The organism is Streptomyces sp. NPDC028368 (assembly GCF_055565615.1).
In genome coordinates, this window is sequence record NZ_JBVHTY010000020.1 from 122,638 (window position 1) to 136,929 (window position 14,292).

Annotated in this window: 14 protein-coding genes and 1 tRNA gene; 13 read left to right on the forward strand and 2 right to left on the reverse strand. The window is 67.4% G+C overall.

Annotated elements, in window-relative coordinates:
* The first annotated feature begins 21 nt into the window (after window positions 1-21).
* The 4 genes from rpmG (at window position 22) to ACZ4S3_RS34700 (ending at window position 2,280) form a co-directional block, all read left to right on the forward strand.
* On the forward strand, window positions 22-186 hold the full coding sequence (gene rpmG / locus ACZ4S3_RS34685; protein WP_030986111.1) for a 50S ribosomal protein L33: 165 nt from the start codon (window positions 22-24) through the stop codon (window positions 184-186).
* Between the two features lie 90 nt (window positions 187-276).
* Window positions 277-729, forward strand: a complete 453-nt coding sequence (locus ACZ4S3_RS34690) for an FAS1-like dehydratase domain-containing protein (RefSeq protein ID WP_467941781.1) — start codon at window positions 277-279, stop codon at window positions 727-729.
* Window position 730: 1 nt separating this feature from the next.
* Window positions 731-1,165: a MaoC family dehydratase gene (locus ACZ4S3_RS34695; protein WP_467941783.1), complete on the forward strand. Its 435-nt coding sequence runs from the start codon at window positions 731-733 to the stop codon at window positions 1,163-1,165.
* 59 nt (window positions 1,166-1,224) lie between these two features.
* Entirely contained in the window at window positions 1,225-2,280 is a 1,056-nt protein-coding gene (locus ACZ4S3_RS34700) for a UDP-N-acetylmuramate dehydrogenase (protein WP_467941785.1), read from the forward strand.
* Window positions 2,281-2,355: 75 nt separating this feature from the next.
* On the opposite strand, the gene ACZ4S3_RS34705 is transcribed toward ACZ4S3_RS34700, so the two are convergent.
* Together ACZ4S3_RS34705 and ACZ4S3_RS34710 are read right to left on the reverse strand one after the other, a co-directional pair.
* Entirely contained in the window at window positions 2,356-3,375 is a 1,020-nt protein-coding gene (locus tag ACZ4S3_RS34705; protein WP_467941787.1) for an adenosine deaminase, read from the reverse strand.
* Window positions 3,376-3,491: 116 nt separating this feature from the next.
* Window positions 3,492-4,727 (reverse strand): pyridoxal phosphate-dependent aminotransferase, encoded by a 1,236-nt coding sequence (locus ACZ4S3_RS34710; protein WP_467941789.1) that lies wholly within the window; start codon window positions 4,725-4,727, stop codon window positions 3,492-3,494.
* Window positions 4,728-4,910: 183 nt separating this feature from the next.
* Between ACZ4S3_RS34710 and ACZ4S3_RS34715 the strand changes: the two genes are divergently transcribed.
* From ACZ4S3_RS34715 to rpoB, 9 genes are all read left to right on the forward strand, one after another.
* Window positions 4,911-4,983, forward strand: a tRNA-Trp gene (locus ACZ4S3_RS34715).
* A 108-nt stretch (window positions 4,984-5,091) separates the two neighbouring features.
* Window positions 5,092-5,388, forward strand: coding sequence for a preprotein translocase subunit SecE (secE, locus tag ACZ4S3_RS34720; RefSeq protein ID WP_128507231.1), 297 nt, complete (start codon window positions 5,092-5,094; stop codon window positions 5,386-5,388).
* Between the two features lie 72 nt (window positions 5,389-5,460).
* Window positions 5,461-6,339 carry a transcription termination/antitermination protein NusG gene (nusG, locus tag ACZ4S3_RS34725; protein ID WP_467941792.1) on the forward strand — a complete coding sequence of 293 codons (879 nt, stop codon included), beginning with the start codon at window positions 5,461-5,463 and terminating at the stop codon, window positions 6,337-6,339.
* Window positions 6,340-6,531: 192 nt separating this feature from the next.
* Window positions 6,532-6,966 carry a 50S ribosomal protein L11 gene (rplK, locus tag ACZ4S3_RS34730; RefSeq protein WP_127151674.1) on the forward strand — a complete coding sequence of 145 codons (435 nt, stop codon included), beginning with the start codon at window positions 6,532-6,534 and terminating at the stop codon, window positions 6,964-6,966.
* A gap of 81 nt (window positions 6,967-7,047) precedes the next feature.
* Window positions 7,048-7,764 (forward strand): 50S ribosomal protein L1, encoded by a 717-nt coding sequence (gene rplA / locus ACZ4S3_RS34735; protein WP_467941794.1) that lies wholly within the window; start codon window positions 7,048-7,050, stop codon window positions 7,762-7,764.
* A gap of 168 nt (window positions 7,765-7,932) precedes the next feature.
* Window positions 7,933-8,796: an SCO4651 family lipoprotein gene (locus ACZ4S3_RS34740; protein WP_467941796.1), complete on the forward strand. Its 864-nt coding sequence runs from the start codon at window positions 7,933-7,935 to the stop codon at window positions 8,794-8,796.
* A gap of 338 nt (window positions 8,797-9,134) precedes the next feature.
* Window positions 9,135-9,686 carry a 50S ribosomal protein L10 gene (gene rplJ / locus ACZ4S3_RS34745; RefSeq protein WP_467941798.1) on the forward strand — a complete coding sequence of 184 codons (552 nt, stop codon included), beginning with the start codon at window positions 9,135-9,137 and terminating at the stop codon, window positions 9,684-9,686.
* A gap of 81 nt (window positions 9,687-9,767) precedes the next feature.
* Window positions 9,768-10,151 (forward strand): 50S ribosomal protein L7/L12, encoded by a 384-nt coding sequence (gene rplL / locus ACZ4S3_RS34750; RefSeq protein ID WP_467941800.1) that lies wholly within the window; start codon window positions 9,768-9,770, stop codon window positions 10,149-10,151.
* A 629-nt stretch (window positions 10,152-10,780) separates the two neighbouring features.
* Window positions 10,781-14,266 carry a DNA-directed RNA polymerase subunit beta gene (rpoB, locus tag ACZ4S3_RS34755; RefSeq protein ID WP_467941802.1) on the forward strand — a complete coding sequence of 1,162 codons (3,486 nt, stop codon included), beginning with the start codon at window positions 10,781-10,783 and terminating at the stop codon, window positions 14,264-14,266.
* Window positions 14,267-14,292 lie beyond the last annotated feature (26 nt).

Sequence of the window (14,292 nt, forward strand, 5' to 3'; positions counted from 1 at the left end):
GTCCGTCCAAGGAGCACTCACGTGGCTGCCACCGACGTCCGCCCGAAGATCACGCTGGCCTGCGTGGAGTGCAAGGAGCGGAACTACATCACCAAGAAGAACCGGCGTAACGACCCGGACCGTCTTGAGATGAAGAAGCACTGCCCTCGTTGCAAGTCGCACACCGCGCACCGCGAGACGCGATAACCCAGGCTCGTTCGTGAGGCCGTCCCCAATTTGGGGGCGGCCTCGCGGCGTTATCACCATCGACGCATCAGTACAGGGAGTTGCGAGCCCATGGCGCTCGACCAGTCTTTTGTGGGGCGCACGTACCCGCCCACCGACCCGTACGAGGTCGGACGGGAAAAGATCCGCGAATTCGCCGAGGCGATCGGCGACACCAACCCCGCATACGTGGATGCCGAAGCCGCCAAAGCGCTCGGGCACCTCGATGTGATCGCGCCGCCGACTTTTGTGTTTGCCATCACATTCAAGGCCGCGGGACGGGTCGTCGAGGACCCGCAACTGGGTCTGGATTTCAGCCGGGTGGTGCACGGCGACCAGAAGTTCGTGTACACCCGGCCGGTGCGCAGCGGTGACCGGCTGACCGTCACCTCCACCATCGAGGCCATCAAGTCCATGGCGGGCAACGACATCATCGACATCCGCGGCGAGGTCCACGACGAGGCCGGCGAACATGTGGTGACCGCTCTCACGAAGCTGGTGGCCCGCGCCGCCCGGGAGGCCTGAGATGACCGCCAAGATTTCCTATGACGAGGTCGAGGTCGGCACCGAACTCCCGGCGCAGTCGTTCCCTGTGAGCCGCGCCATACTCGTCCAGTACGCGGGCGCCTCCGGCGACTTCAACCCGATCCACTGGAACGAGAAGTTCGCCAAGGAGGTCGGGCTGCCGGACGTCATCGCACACGGCATGTTCACCATGGCCGAGGCGGTCCGCGTGGTCACCGACTGGGCCGGCGACCCGGGCGCGGTCGCCGAGTACGGCGTGCGCTTCACCAAGCCCGTCGTCGTCCCCAACGACGAGACCGGCGCGCTGATCGAGGTCAGCGCCAAGGTGGCCGCAAAGCTGGACGACGACGCCCGTACGGTGCGCGTCGACCTCACCGCGAGGAGCGCGGGCCAGAAGGTGCTGGGCATGTCCCGCGCCGTGGTCCGCCTGGCCTGATGGCAGGAGCGGGGGCGGCCGGCCGGGCTTTGCCGGACCGTCCCCGTACCCTTGGGCGCGTGCAGGAACTCCATGACGCCCCCCTCGCCCCGCTGACCACCTTCCGCCTCGGCGGCCCGGCGACCCGTCTCGTCACGGCCACCACCGACGACGAGGTGATCGCGGCCGTCCGCGCGGCCGACGACGCCGGGACCCCGCTGCTGATCATCGGCGGCGGCAGCAACCTCGTCATCGGCGACAAGGGCTTCGACGGCACGGCCCTGCGCATCGCCACCTCCGGCTTCGCGCTCCAGGGCACGGCCCTGGAGCTGGCCGCGGGCGAGAACTGGTCCGACGCGGTCGCCCGCACGGTCGAGGCCGGGCTGGCCGGCATCGAGTGCCTGGCCGGCATCCCCGGTTCGGCCGGTGCCACGCCGATCCAGAACGTCGGCGCGTACGGCCAGGAGGTCTCCGCCACGATCACCGAGGTCGTCGCCTATGACCGCCGGGCGGGCGAGACCGTCACGATCCCCAACGAGGACTGCGGTTTCTCCTACCGCCACAGCCGCTTCAAGCAGCACCCCGACCGGTTCGTGGTGCTGCGGGTGCGCTTCGCCCTGGAGGACGCCGGAGGCCTCTCCGCGCCCCTGAAGTACCCCGAGACGGCCCGCGCCCTCGGCGTCGAGGCGGGCGAGCGGGTCCCGGCCGCCGTCGCCCGCAAGACCGTGCTGGCACTGCGCGCCGGCAAGGGCATGGTGCTGGACGCCGAGGACCACGACACCTGGTCGGCCGGCTCCTTCTTCACCAACCCGATCCTCACCGAGGCCGAGCACGCCGCCTTCCTGGAGCGCGTCCACGGCCGCCTCGGCCCCGACGTCGCACCGCCCGCGTTCCCGGCCGGCGACGGCCTGGTGAAGACCTCCGCCGCCTGGCTCATCGACCGCGCCGGCTTCACCAAGGGCTACGGCAGCGGCCCGGCCCGTATCTCCACCAAGCACACCCTGGCCCTCACCAACCGCGGCACGGCCACCACCGAGGACCTTCTGGCGCTGGCCCGCGAGGTCCGTGACGGCGTGCAGGCGGCCTTCGGCGTCACCCTGGTCAACGAGCCGGTGACGGTCGGCGTCAGCCTCTAGGCGGGCGCTCACGGCGCCTACGGCACCCATGGACGCTCACGGGCGCTTACCAGCACCCATGGACGCTCACGGCTCCTACGCCGTCAGCCAGGCGTCGATGCCCGTCAGTAGCCGCTCCCGCTCTTCCTGCGGGGCCTGCGAGCCACGGACCGACTGGCGGGCCAGCTCGGCCAGTTCCGCGTCCGTGAAGCCGTGTGCGGTCCGGGCGATCTCGTACTGGGCGGCCAGCCGCGCACCGAACAGCAGCGGATCGTCCGCGCCCAGCGCCATCGGCACCCCCGCATCGAAGAGCACCCGCAGCGGCACGTCCTCCGGCTTCTCGTACACCCCGAGCGCCACATTCGACGCCGGGCACACCTCGCACGTCACCCCGCGCTCGGCCAGCCGCCGCAGCAACGCGGGGTCCTCCGCCGCCCGTACGCCGTGCCCCACCCGGCCCGCGTGCAGATCGTCCAGGCAGTCCCGCACACTCGCCGGGCCGGACAGCTCGCCGCCGTGCGGCGCCGCCAGCAGGCCGCCCTCCCGGGCGATGGCGAAGGCCCGGTCGAAGTCCCGGGCGAAACCCCGGCGTTCGTCATTGGACAGGCCGAAGCCGACGACGCCCTGGTCGGCATAGCGCACCGCGAGCCGGGCGAGCGTCCGGGCGTCCAGCGGGTGCTTCATGCGGTTCGCGGCCACCAGGACGCGGATGCCCAGGCCGGTGTCGCGGGAGGCGCGCTGCACCGCGTCCAGGATGATCTCCAGCGCCGGGATCAGCCCGCCCAGCCGGGGCGCGTACGAGGTCGGGTCGACCTGGATCTCCAGCCATCCCGACCCGTCCCGGACGTCCTCCTCGGCGGCCTCGCGCACCAGCCGCTGGATGTCCTCCGGCGAGCGCAGACACGACCGGGCGATGTCGTACAGGCGCTGGAAGCGGAACCAGCCGCGTTCGTCGGTGGCGCGCAGCCGGGGCGGTTCGCCGCCCCTGAGCGCGTCCGGCAGATGGACGCCGTATTTGTCGGCGAGCTCCAGCAGGGTCGTGGCCCGCATCGACCCGGTGAAGTGCAGGTGCAGGTGGGCCTTCGGCAATTGACGCAGATCACGCACGCTCTCCATCCGCAGATCTTGCCGTATGCGGGCGGCATGCGGGTAGGCCTCACCCCGAACGAAGGGTCTGCCGAAAGCGCGAGCGGGGCCGGAACATGTTCCGGCCCCGCTCATCAGCCGGCTGCCTACTTGGCCTCGGCCAGCAGCTTCTGCAGACGCGAGACGCCCTCGACCAGGTCCTCGTCGCCCAGCGCGTACGAAAGACGCAGGTAGCCGGGGGTGCCGAAGGCCTCGCCCGGGACGACCGCGACCTCGGCCTCCTCCAGGATCAGCTCGGCCAGCTCGACGCTGGTCTGCGGGCGCTTGCCGCGGATCTCCTTGCCCAGCAGCCCCTTCACCGACGGGTACGCGTAGAACGCGCCCTCGGGCTCGGGGCAGAGCACGCCGTCGATCTCGTTGAGCATCTGCACGATCTTGCGGCGGCGGCGGTCGAAGGAGACCTTCATCTCCTCCACGGCCGTGAGATCGCCGGAGACCGCCGCGATCGCCGCGGCCTGCGCGACGTTGGAGACGTTGGAGGTGGCGTGCGACTGGAGGTTCGCGGCGGCCTTGATGACGTCCTTGGGGCCGATCGCCCAGCCCACCCGCCAGCCGGTCATCGCGTACGTCTTCGCCACGCCGTTGACGACGATGCACTTGTCGCGCAGCTCGGGCACGACCACCGGCAGCGAGGAGAACTCCGCGTCGCCGTAGACCAGGTGCTCGTAGATCTCGTCGGTCAGCACCCACAGGCCGTGCTCGGCGGCCCAACGGCCGACCGCCTCGACCTGCTCGCGGGGGTAGACGGCACCGGTCGGGTTCGACGGCGAGACGAACACCAGCACCTTGGTGTTCTCCGTACGAGCGGCCTCCAGCTGCTCGACGGTCACGCGGTAGCCGGTCGTCTCATCGGCGACCACAGGGACCGGCACACCGCCCGCGAGCTGGATCGACTCGGGGTAGGTGGTCCAGAACGGCGCCGGGATGATGACCTCGTCGCCCGGGTCGACGATGGCCGCGAACGCCTCGTAAATGGCCTGCTTGCCGCCGTTGGTGACCAGGACGTTGGCGGCCTCGATCTCGTAGCCCGAGTCGCGGCGGGTCTTCTCGACGATCGCGGACTTGAGCTCGGGGAGGCCGCCGGCCGGGGTGTAGCGGTGGAACTTCGGGTTGTGGCAGGCCTCGACGGCCGCCTCGACGATGTAGTCGGGCGTGGGGAAGTCGGGCTCACCGGCGCCGAAGCCGATCACCGGACGCCCGGCGGCCTTGAGGGCCTTGGCCTTGGCGTCGACGGCGAGGGTGGCGGACTCGGAGATCGCACCGATGCGGGCGGAGACCCGGCGCTCGGTGGGGGACGATGCAGAAGGAGTGGCAGCGCTCATACAGGCATCGTCGCAGACCGCCACGGAGCCCGGCACACGGGTTTGCGGGCACCGCTCGGGGGGTTTCTGTTCGACGCCTGGCTCCGAAGCACGTACACTCGCTGACCGTTGGCCCTCAACGAGCCGCCGCGACCCACGCACTTAGTGCAGTCGGTCGTATGCGGTAGGTTGGGGGAACCACAAAGGGTCGTAGCTCAATTGGTAGAGCACTGGTCTCCAAAACCAGCGGTTGGGGGTTCAAGTCCCTCCGGCCCTGCTACACGCACTTCTCACCAAAAGTGCGTGCACGCGTACGTATGAAATGCACCGCCGTGCGGCTCAACCGGGCGCGGCACGGCCACGACCCGGATTCAGGTGAGGACGAGTGACGGACGCCCTGGGCTCCATCGACATGCCTGAGCGCGGTCGTTCCGAGGACGAGACCGCAGAATCCCAGAAGAAGCCCCGTCGCGGCGGTAAGCGCGGCAAGAAGGGGCCCTTTGCGCGTCTCGCGCTCTTCTACCGCCAGGTCGTGGCGGAGCTCCGCAAGGTCGTCTGGCCATCGCGCAGCCAGTTGTCGACGTACACCAGTGTGGTGATCGTCTTCGTCGTCATCATCATCGGTCTCGTAACCGTGATTGACTTGGGAATCAACCGAGTCGTCGGGTACGTCTTCGGCTGATCCCGCGGAGGGTGCCTTCAGCGGGCGGCCTTTCGCACGTTCAACCCCTTGAAGCAAGGAAGAAGCAGCCACGTGTCTGACCCGAACCTGAACGACGCCGCCAAGCCCGCCGCGGCCGCAGAGGCCGAGGTTGACGAGGCCGTCCCGGCTGAGGTCGAGGAAGACGCCGCGGCCATCGCTGATGACGAGGCTGCTGCGGACATCGTTGTGAGCGCCGATGACGTCGACGAGCTCGACGCCGAGGACGACGCCGCCGGTGAGCCCGCGGAATCCGCCGCCGTACACGTCGAGGACGACGCCGAGGTCGCCGAGCCCGAGGAGGAGCAGGAGCCGGTCGACCCGGTGGCCGCTCTCCGTGACGAGCTGCGTGGTCTCCCCGGTGAGTGGTACGTCATTCACACCTACGCGGGTTACGAGAACCGCGTGAAGACCAACCTTGAGCAGCGCGCCGTCTCGCTGAACGTCGAGGACTACATCTTCCAGGCCGAGGTGCCGCAGGAAGAGGTCGCTCAGATCAAGAACGGCGAGCGCAAGACCATCCGCCAGAACAAGCTCCCTGGCTACGTGCTCGTGCGCATGGACCTGACGAACGAGTCCTGGGGCGTCGTCCGTAACACCCCGGGTGTTACCGGCTTCGTCGGCAACGCCTACGACCCGTACCCGCTGACGCTGGACGAGATCGTCAAGATGCTCGCCCCGGAGGCCGAGGAGAAGGCCGCCAAGGAGGCCGCCGCGGCCGAGGGCAGGCCGGCGCCGTCCCGCAAGGTCGAGGTCCAGGTGCTCGACTTCGAGGTGGGCGACTCCGTCACCGTCACCGACGGCCCGTTCGCGACGCTGCAGGCGACGATCAACGAGATCAACGCCGACTCGAAGAAGGTCAAGGGCCTGGTCGAGATCTTCGGCCGCGAGACCCCGGTCGAGCTCAGCTTCGACCAGATCCAGAAGAACTGAGTTCTTCCGGAACACCAGCCACCGACCAGGTCAGACCGCGCCTCTACTGGGGGCACCTCCCGCTTGCGGGGGACGGTCTGACCTGCTCGGTTTTTGGCCGCGCGACTATACCCGTTATCGTTGTGCGGTATGCCTCCATCCGGATGACCGGATTGCGGGGCGAACCACCTCTCACTAGGACCCGGAGAGAGCATGCCTCCCAAGAAGAAGAAGGTCACGGGGCTTATCAAGCTCCAGATCAGCGCCGGCGCGGCCAACCCGGCTCCGCCGGTCGGCCCCGCGCTGGGCCAGCACGGCGTCAACATCATGGAGTTCTGCAAGGCCTACAACGCCGCGACCGAGTCGCAGCGTGGCATGGTCGTGCCGGTGGAGATCACGGTCTACGAGGACCGTTCCTTCACCTTCATCACCAAGACCCCGCCGGCCGCGAAGCTCATCCTGAAGGCCGCGGGCGTGGAGAAGGGCTCCGGCGAGCCGCACAAGACCAAGGTCGCCAAGATCACCGAGGCGCAGGTCCGCGAGATCGCCACCACCAAGATGCCCGACCTGAACGCCAACGACCTGGACGCCGCGTCGAAGATCATCGCCGGCACCGCCCGTTCCATGGGCATCACGGTCGAGGGCTGATCCCAGCCCTTATAGGCAACCCGTGGCAGGACCAGGCGCTGGTCCGCACCACGACTCCACCCCACTGCATCAGGAGCAGAAGTGAAGCGCAGCAAGACTCTTCGCAACGCGGACGCGAAGATCGACCGGGAGCGTCAGTACGCCCCGCTCGAGGCCGTCCGTCTCGCCAAGGACACCTCCGCCGCCAAGTTCGACGCGACCGTCGAGGTTGCCATGCGTCTGGGTGTCGACCCGCGCAAGGCCGACCAGATGGTCCGTGGCACCGTGAACCTCCCGCACGGCACCGGTAAGACCGCCCGGGTCCTGGTCTTCGCGACCGGTGACCGTGCTGCGGCCGCGGAAGCCGCCGGCGCCGACATCGTCGGCTCGGACGAACTGATCGACGAGGTCTCCAAGGGCCGTCTGGACTTCGACGCCGTCGTCGCCACCCCGGACCTCATGGGCAAGGTCGGCCGCCTCGGCCGCGTGCTCGGTCCCCGTGGTCTGATGCCGAACCCGAAGACCGGCACCGTCACCCCGGATGTCGCCAAGGCTGTCACCGACATCAAGGGCGGCAAGATCGAGTTCCGCGTGGACAAGCACGCGAACCTCCACTTCATCATCGGCAAGGTGTCCTTCGACGACACCAAGCTGGTGGAGAACTACGCCGCGGCGCTTGAGGAGATCAACCGTCTCAAGCCGTCCGCCGCGAAGGGCCGCTACATCAAGAAGGCGGTCATCACCACCACGATGGGCCCCGGCATCCCGCTGGACGCCAACCGCACCCGCAACCTCCTCGCCGAGGACGACGCCGTCTGATCTCTCCGGTCCTTTTGACCGACGGGACGATGGCGCTTCGTAGCGCGTGATCCTTGTCGTCAGGCCCCGCTTTCCGTAGGGAAAGCGGGGCCTGACGCGTTCCCTGTCAGTGCGCTGCACTACAGTCGCCCCCGAGGTCCGTAGAGGAGAACTAAGGGGGAGCCTCAAGTGCGTAGCACTCGTATCACCGCCATCGCGGCGGGGGTTGTCATCATGGTCGCCGGTCTGAGCGCCTGTAACGACGGCGGTGGCAAGGCTGCCGGCAGCGGCAGCGGCAGCGGCAGTGGCAGCAGCAGCGGTGGGAGCGACGCGGCGGGCAAGTCTCCGCTGGACGCCGCCCTGGCCTCGCTGAAGACGGCCTCGGAGCAGACGAACGGCAAGAAGTCCGCCGAGATCGAGGGCACGACCAAGAACGGTCCGGTCACGCAGTCCATGAAGGGCGCGATGGACTGGTCCAACGGCATGAACATGACCGTGGACATCACGACGAAGGGTGCCGGGGCCATGGGCTCGGGCAAGCCCGCGAAGGCGCTCTACACCCCGGACGCGATGTACATGAACATGGGCGTGCCGATGGGCGGCAAGTCCTGGATCAAGTACGACTACGACGTCATGGCCAAGAAGCTGGGCCCGTCGGGCGCCGTGCTCAAGGACATGATGCAGAACAACAACCCGGGCAGGTCGGTGGACCTCCTGGTGGCCTCCGGCAAGGTCAAGGCGGTCGGCAAGGAGGACGTCCGCGGCGTGCAGGCGACCCACTACACCGGCACGCTGTCGGTGAGCGAGCTGACCCGTATGCAGTCCAAGAACGTCAGCGAGGCGAACCTCAAGGCGCTCGAGCAGCAGCTGAAGCAGTCCGGCGCGACGACCGAGACCATCGACCTGTGGGTCGACTCGGGCAACCTGCTGGTCAAGAAGCGCGAGCAGCTGCAGGGCAAGAGCCCGTACGACTCGACGGTGTACTACTCGCACTACGGCACCAAGGTCACGGTGACGCTGCCCCCGGCCGGCGACACGATGGACTACAAGTAGGCCGTACGCCAGCGGTACACGGGCAGTACCGCGCGTAGCGAGCAGTAGCGGAGCGGGGGCGTCGAGGATGCCCCCGCTCCGCCGATTTGCCTGACCGCGGGCCGTTCCCGTACCCTTCCGACGAAGCCAAAGACCGCTGGTTGTCTCTGCGCGTCCGATATCGGGCGTGTGGCGGCCGAAGGATCCGCTAGCTGCGGACGGCCTGCGCAGGTGTGTATGGATGAACTCCCGGACGGATACCGTTCCGGTCGAGTACGCCCCGTGCGCCTGCGCCGGGGCGTTTGTTTTGCCCAGCCCCTTCTGCGCGGTCCTCATCACCCGGAAGGAGGCCGAGGCTCATGGCGAGGCCCGACAAGGTCGCAGCTGTCGAGGAGATCACGGACAAGTTCCGTAACTCCAACGCCGCTGTTGTGACCGCGTACACCGGACTGTCCGTTGCGCAGCTCAAGGAGCTGCGCCGTTCGCTCGGTGACAACGCTCAGTACCGTGTGGTGAAGAACACGCTGACCAAGATTGCGGCCAATGAGGCCGGGATCACGCTGGACGAGCACCTCAAGGGCTCGACCGCAGTTGCCTTCGTGACCGGTGACCCGGTCACGGCGGCGAAGGGTCTTCGTGACTTCGCCAAGGAGAACCCGAATCTCGTCATCAAGGGCGGTGTCCTTGACGGTAAGGCGCTGACCGCCGACGAGATCAAGAAGCTTGCGGACCTCGAGTCCCGCGAGGTTCTGCTCGCCAAGCTGGCGGGTGGCATGAAGGCGTCCATGGCCAAGGCCGCGGCGACCTTCCAGGCCCCGCTCACGAAGTTCGTCCGCACCGCGGAGGCGCTTCGCAGCAAGGTCGAGCAGGGCGGTGCCGGTACGCCGGCTCCCGCCGAGGCTGCCGAGTAACCACTCGGTTGCCCAGCGGGCCCGTACGCCCGCCATTCATGTACATCCGGCACCAGCCGAATTAGTGGAAGGACCGCCACCATGGCGAAGCTCAGCCAGGAAGACCTGCTCGCGCAGTTCGAGGAGATGACCCTCATCGAGCTCTCCGAGTTCGTGAAGCTCTTCGAGGAGAAGTTCGACGTCGAGGCTGCCGCCCCGGTCGCCGTTGCTGCCGCCGGTGCCCCGGGCGCCCCGGTCGCCGAGGTCGAGGAGCAGGACGAGTTCGACGTCATCCTCACCGGCGCCGGCGACAAGAAGATCCAGGTCATCAAGGTCGTGCGTGAGCTGACCTCCCTGGGCCTGAAGGAGGCCAAGGACCTCGTCGACGGCACCCCGAAGCCGGTCCTCGAGAAGGTCGCCAAGGACGCCGCGGAGAAGGCCGCCGAGGCCCTCAAGGGCGCCGGCGCCTCCGTCGAGGTCAAGTGACCCCAGTGTGAGCCTCGGGCTCACGTCCTGAGCGCCTGTGGCGCCTCTGGACACTGCGAAGGGCGATCACCCATGCGGGTGGTCGCCCTTCGGCGTGCTCGCCACGGCTGCGTTGCCTCGCGGTGGAGTGCGAGTATGGTGATCTTCGTTGCCCGGACGTGCCCCCATGTGACGATCTCCCTGAGGTGGGGGGCCTTGACGAACCGCACGCGGCGCGCAATTCTCGGGACGCGACGCAGAAGCGATCCAGGGTTCGAGGCATGGATCGCGGACGAAGAGGGAAGCATCGGTGTGCGCCACTGGCGCAAGGGCTTTCGGCAGGCGCAGGGCATTGGGCGAAGAGAAGAACAACGAGGGGCCCCTCCGGCGAGGAGGACACGCCCTCCCGGAGGGAGAAGATCGGTATCACGGCGATGAACCGGTCTCCGGAAACTCGCTCTGGACATCAGTGTGCCAAGTGGCTACACTGACCCTTTGCGCTGCCTGTTAGCTGCTCCCTGCCCGTCACCAGGGGCATACCCGAGCCTGAGCATTGCTGAATGATACGCCCTGACCTGGGCTTTCTCTCACTCTGCTCGTTCGGGACCGGTACGCGCGTAGTGAGTCCGAGCCCTCGGAAGGACCCCCTCTTGGCCGCCTCGCGCAACGCCTCGACTGCCAATACGAACAACGGCGACAGCACTGCCCCGCTGCGCATCTCTTTTGCGAAGATCAAGGAGCCCCTCGGGGTTCCGAACCTCCTTGCGCTGCAGACCGAAAGCTTCGACTGGCTGCTCGGCAATGCCGCATGGAAGGGTCGCGTCGAGGCTGCGCTGGAGAGTGGGCAGGAAGTTCCCACCAAGTCCGGTCTCGAAGAGATCTTTGAAGAGATCTCGCCGATCGAAGACTTCTCCGGGTCGATGTCGCTGACGTTCCGCGACCACCGCTTCGAGCCCCCGAAGAACTCCATCGACGAGTGCAAGGAGCGCGACTTCACGTACGCGGCTCCGCTGTTCGTCACTGCCGAGTTCACCAACAACGAGACCGGCGAGATCAAGTCTCAGACGGTCTTCATGGGCGACTTCCCGCTCATGACCAACAAGGGCACCTTCTGCATCAACGGCACCGAGCGTGTCGTCGTCTCGCAGCTGGTCCGCTCGCCGGGTGTCTACTTCGACAGCTCCATCGACAAGACGTCCGACAAGGACATCTTCTCCGCCAAGATCATCCCGTCCCGGGGTGCCTGGCTGGAGATGGAGATCGACAAGCGCGACATGGTCGGTGTGCGCATCGACCGTAAGCGCAAGCAGTCCGTCACCGTCCTGCTCAAGGCGCTCGGGTGGACCACCGAGCAGATCCTCGAGGAGTTCGGCGAGTACGAGTCCATGCGCGCCACCCTGGAGAAGGACCACACCCAGGGCCAGGACGACGCGCTGCTGGACATCTACCGCAAGCTGCGTCCGGGTGAGCCGCCGACCCGCGAGGCCGCGCAGACGCTGCTCGAGAACCTCTACTTCAACCCCAAGCGCTACGACCTCGCCAAGGTCGGCCGCTACAAGGTCAACAAGAAGCTCGGCGGCGACGAGCCGCTCGACGCCGGCGTGCTGACCACCGATGACGTCATCGCGACGATCAAGTACCTGGTCAAGCTGCACGCGGGCGAGACCGAGACGATGGGCGAGTCCGGCCGGTCGATCGTCGTCGAGACCGACGACATCGACCACTTCGGCAACCGCCGTCTGCGCAACGTCGGCGAGCTCATCCAGAACCAGGTCCGTACGGGTCTTGCCCGTATGGAGCGCGTCGTGCGTGAGCGCATGACGACTCAGGACGTCGAGGCGATCACGCCGCAGACCCTGATCAACATCCGGCCGGTCGTCGCCTCCATCAAGGAGTTCTTCGGCACCAGCCAGCTGTCGCAGTTCATGGACCAGACCAACCCGCTGTCGGGTCTGACCCACAAGCGTCGTCTGTCGGCGCTGGGCCCGGGTGGTCTCTCCCGTGAGCGGGCCGGCCTGGACGTCCGTGACGTGCACCCCTCGCACTACGGCCGCATGTGCCCGATTGAGACCCCTGAAGGTCCCAACATCGGTCTGATCGGTTCGCTCGCGTCGTACGGCCGGGTCAACGTCTTCGGCTTCATCGAGACCCCGTACCGCAAGGTCGTCGACGGTCAGGTCACCGAGGAGGTGGACTACCTCACCGCCGATGAGGAGGACCGCTTCCTGATCGCCCAGGCCAACGCCAAGCTCAGCGACGACATGCGGTTCTCCGAGCAGCGTGTGCTGGTCCGCCGTCGTGGCGGCGAGGTCGACCTCGTCCCCGCCGACGAGGTGGACTTCATGGACGTCTCGCCGCGCCAGATGGTGTCGGCCGCGACCGCCATGATCCCGTTCCTCGAGCACGACGACGCCAACCGTGCGCTCATGGGATCGAACATGATGCGCCAGGCCGTTCCGCTGATCAAGGCGGAGGCGCCGCTGGTCGGCACCGGCATGGAGTACCGCTGTGCGGTCGACGCCGGTGACGTCATCAAGGCGGAGAAGGACGGTGTGGTCCAGGAGGTCTCCGCGGACTACATCACCGTCGCCAACGACGACGGCACGTACACCACGTACCGCGTCGCCAAGTTCACCCGCTCCAACCAGGGCACCTCCTTCAACCAGAAGGTCGTCGTGGACGAGGGCGTGCGCGTCATCGAGGGCCAGGTCCTCGCCGACGGCCCGTCCACCGAAGAGGGCGAGATGGCCCTCGGCAAGAACCTGCTCGTGGCGTTCATGCCGTGGGAGGGTCACAACTACGAGGACGCGATCATCCTGTCGCAGCGCCTCGTGCAGGACGACGTCCTCTCCTCGATCCACATCGAGGAGCACGAGGTCGACGCCCGTGACACCAAGCTCGGCCCCGAGGAGATCACCCGGGACATCCCGAACGTCTCCGAGGAGGTCCTCTCCGACCTCGACGAGCGCGGCATCATCCGTATCGGTGCCGAGGTCGTCGCCGGCGACATCCTCGTCGGCAAGGTCACGCCCAAGGGTGAGACCGAGCTGACCCCCGAGGAGCGCCTGCTCCGCGCGATCTTCGGTGAGAAGGCGCGCGAGGTGCGCGACACCTCGCTGAAGGTGCCGCACGGTGAGATCGGCAAGGTCATCGGCGTCCGCGTCTTCGACCGCGAAGAGGGCGACGAGCTTCCCCCGGGCGTGAACCAGCTGGTCCGCGTCTATGTCGCCCAGAAGCGCAAGATCACCGACGGTGACAAGCTCGCCGGCCGTCACGGCAACAAGGGCGTCATCTCCAAGATCCTGCCGGTCGAGGACATGCCGTTCCTGGAGGACGGCACCCCGGTCGACATCATCCTCAACCCGCTGGGTGTCCCGTCCCGAATGAACCCGGGACAGGTCCTGGAGATCCACCTCGGCTGGCTCGCCAGCCAGGGCTGGAAGGTCGAGGGCGCCGAGGAGGAGTGGAAGAAGCGTCTCCACTCCATCGGTGCCGACGAGGTCGCCGCCGGCTCCAACGTCGCCACTCCGGTGTTCGACGGTGCGCGCGAGGACGAGATCTCCGGTCTCTTCGAGTCGACGATCCCGAACCGGGACGGCGAGCGCATGGTCAAGGGCTCCGGCAAGGCGCGGATGTTCGACGGCCGCTCCGGTGAGCCGTTCCCGGACCCGATCTCGATCGGGTACATGTACATCCTCAAGCTGCACCACCTGGTCGACGACAAGCTGCACGCGCGTTCGACCGGTCCGTACTCGATGATCACCCAGCAGCCGCTGGGTGGTAAGGCTCAGTTCGGTGGCCAGCGGTTCGGTGAGATGGAGGTGTGGGCGCTGGAGGCTTACGGCGCCGCATACGCCCTCCAGGAGCTGCTGACGATCAAGTCCGACGACGTGACCGGCCGCGTGAAGGTCTACGAGGCCATCGTCAAGGGCGAGAACATCCCCGAGCCCGGCATCCCCGAGTCCTTCAAGGTGCTCATCAAGGAGATGCAGTCTCTCTGCCTCAACGTGGAGGTGCTGTCCAGCGACGGTATGTCCATCGAAATGCGTGACACCGACGAGGACGTCTTCCGCGCAGCGGAGGAGCTCGGCATCGACCTGTCCCGGCGCGAGCCGAGCAGCGTCGAAGAGGTCTGACGGGAGTTCGGCCGGGGACTCAGCGA

Bases quoted from the DNA above. Each gene is read 5' to 3' on its own strand.
- rplJ (WP_467941798.1), top strand. From the start codon at position 9,135: ATGGCGAGGCCCGACAAGGTCGCAGCTGTCGAGGAGATCACGGACAAG.
- rplK (WP_127151674.1), top strand. From the start codon at position 6,532: ATGCCTCCCAAGAAGAAGAAGGTCACGGGGCTTATCAAGCTCCAGATC.
- ACZ4S3_RS34710 (WP_467941789.1), bottom strand. From the start codon at position 4,727: ATGAGCGCTGCCACTCCTTCTGCATCGTCCCCCACCGAGCGCCGGGTC.
- ACZ4S3_RS34705 (WP_467941787.1), bottom strand. From the start codon at position 3,375: ATGGAGAGCGTGCGTGATCTGCGTCAATTGCCGAAGGCCCACCTGCAC.
- ACZ4S3_RS34695 (WP_467941783.1), top strand. From the start codon at position 731: ATGACCGCCAAGATTTCCTATGACGAGGTCGAGGTCGGCACCGAACTC.
- ACZ4S3_RS34690 (WP_467941781.1), top strand. From the start codon at position 277: ATGGCGCTCGACCAGTCTTTTGTGGGGCGCACGTACCCGCCCACCGAC.
- rplL (WP_467941800.1), top strand. From the start codon at position 9,768: ATGGCGAAGCTCAGCCAGGAAGACCTGCTCGCGCAGTTCGAGGAGATG.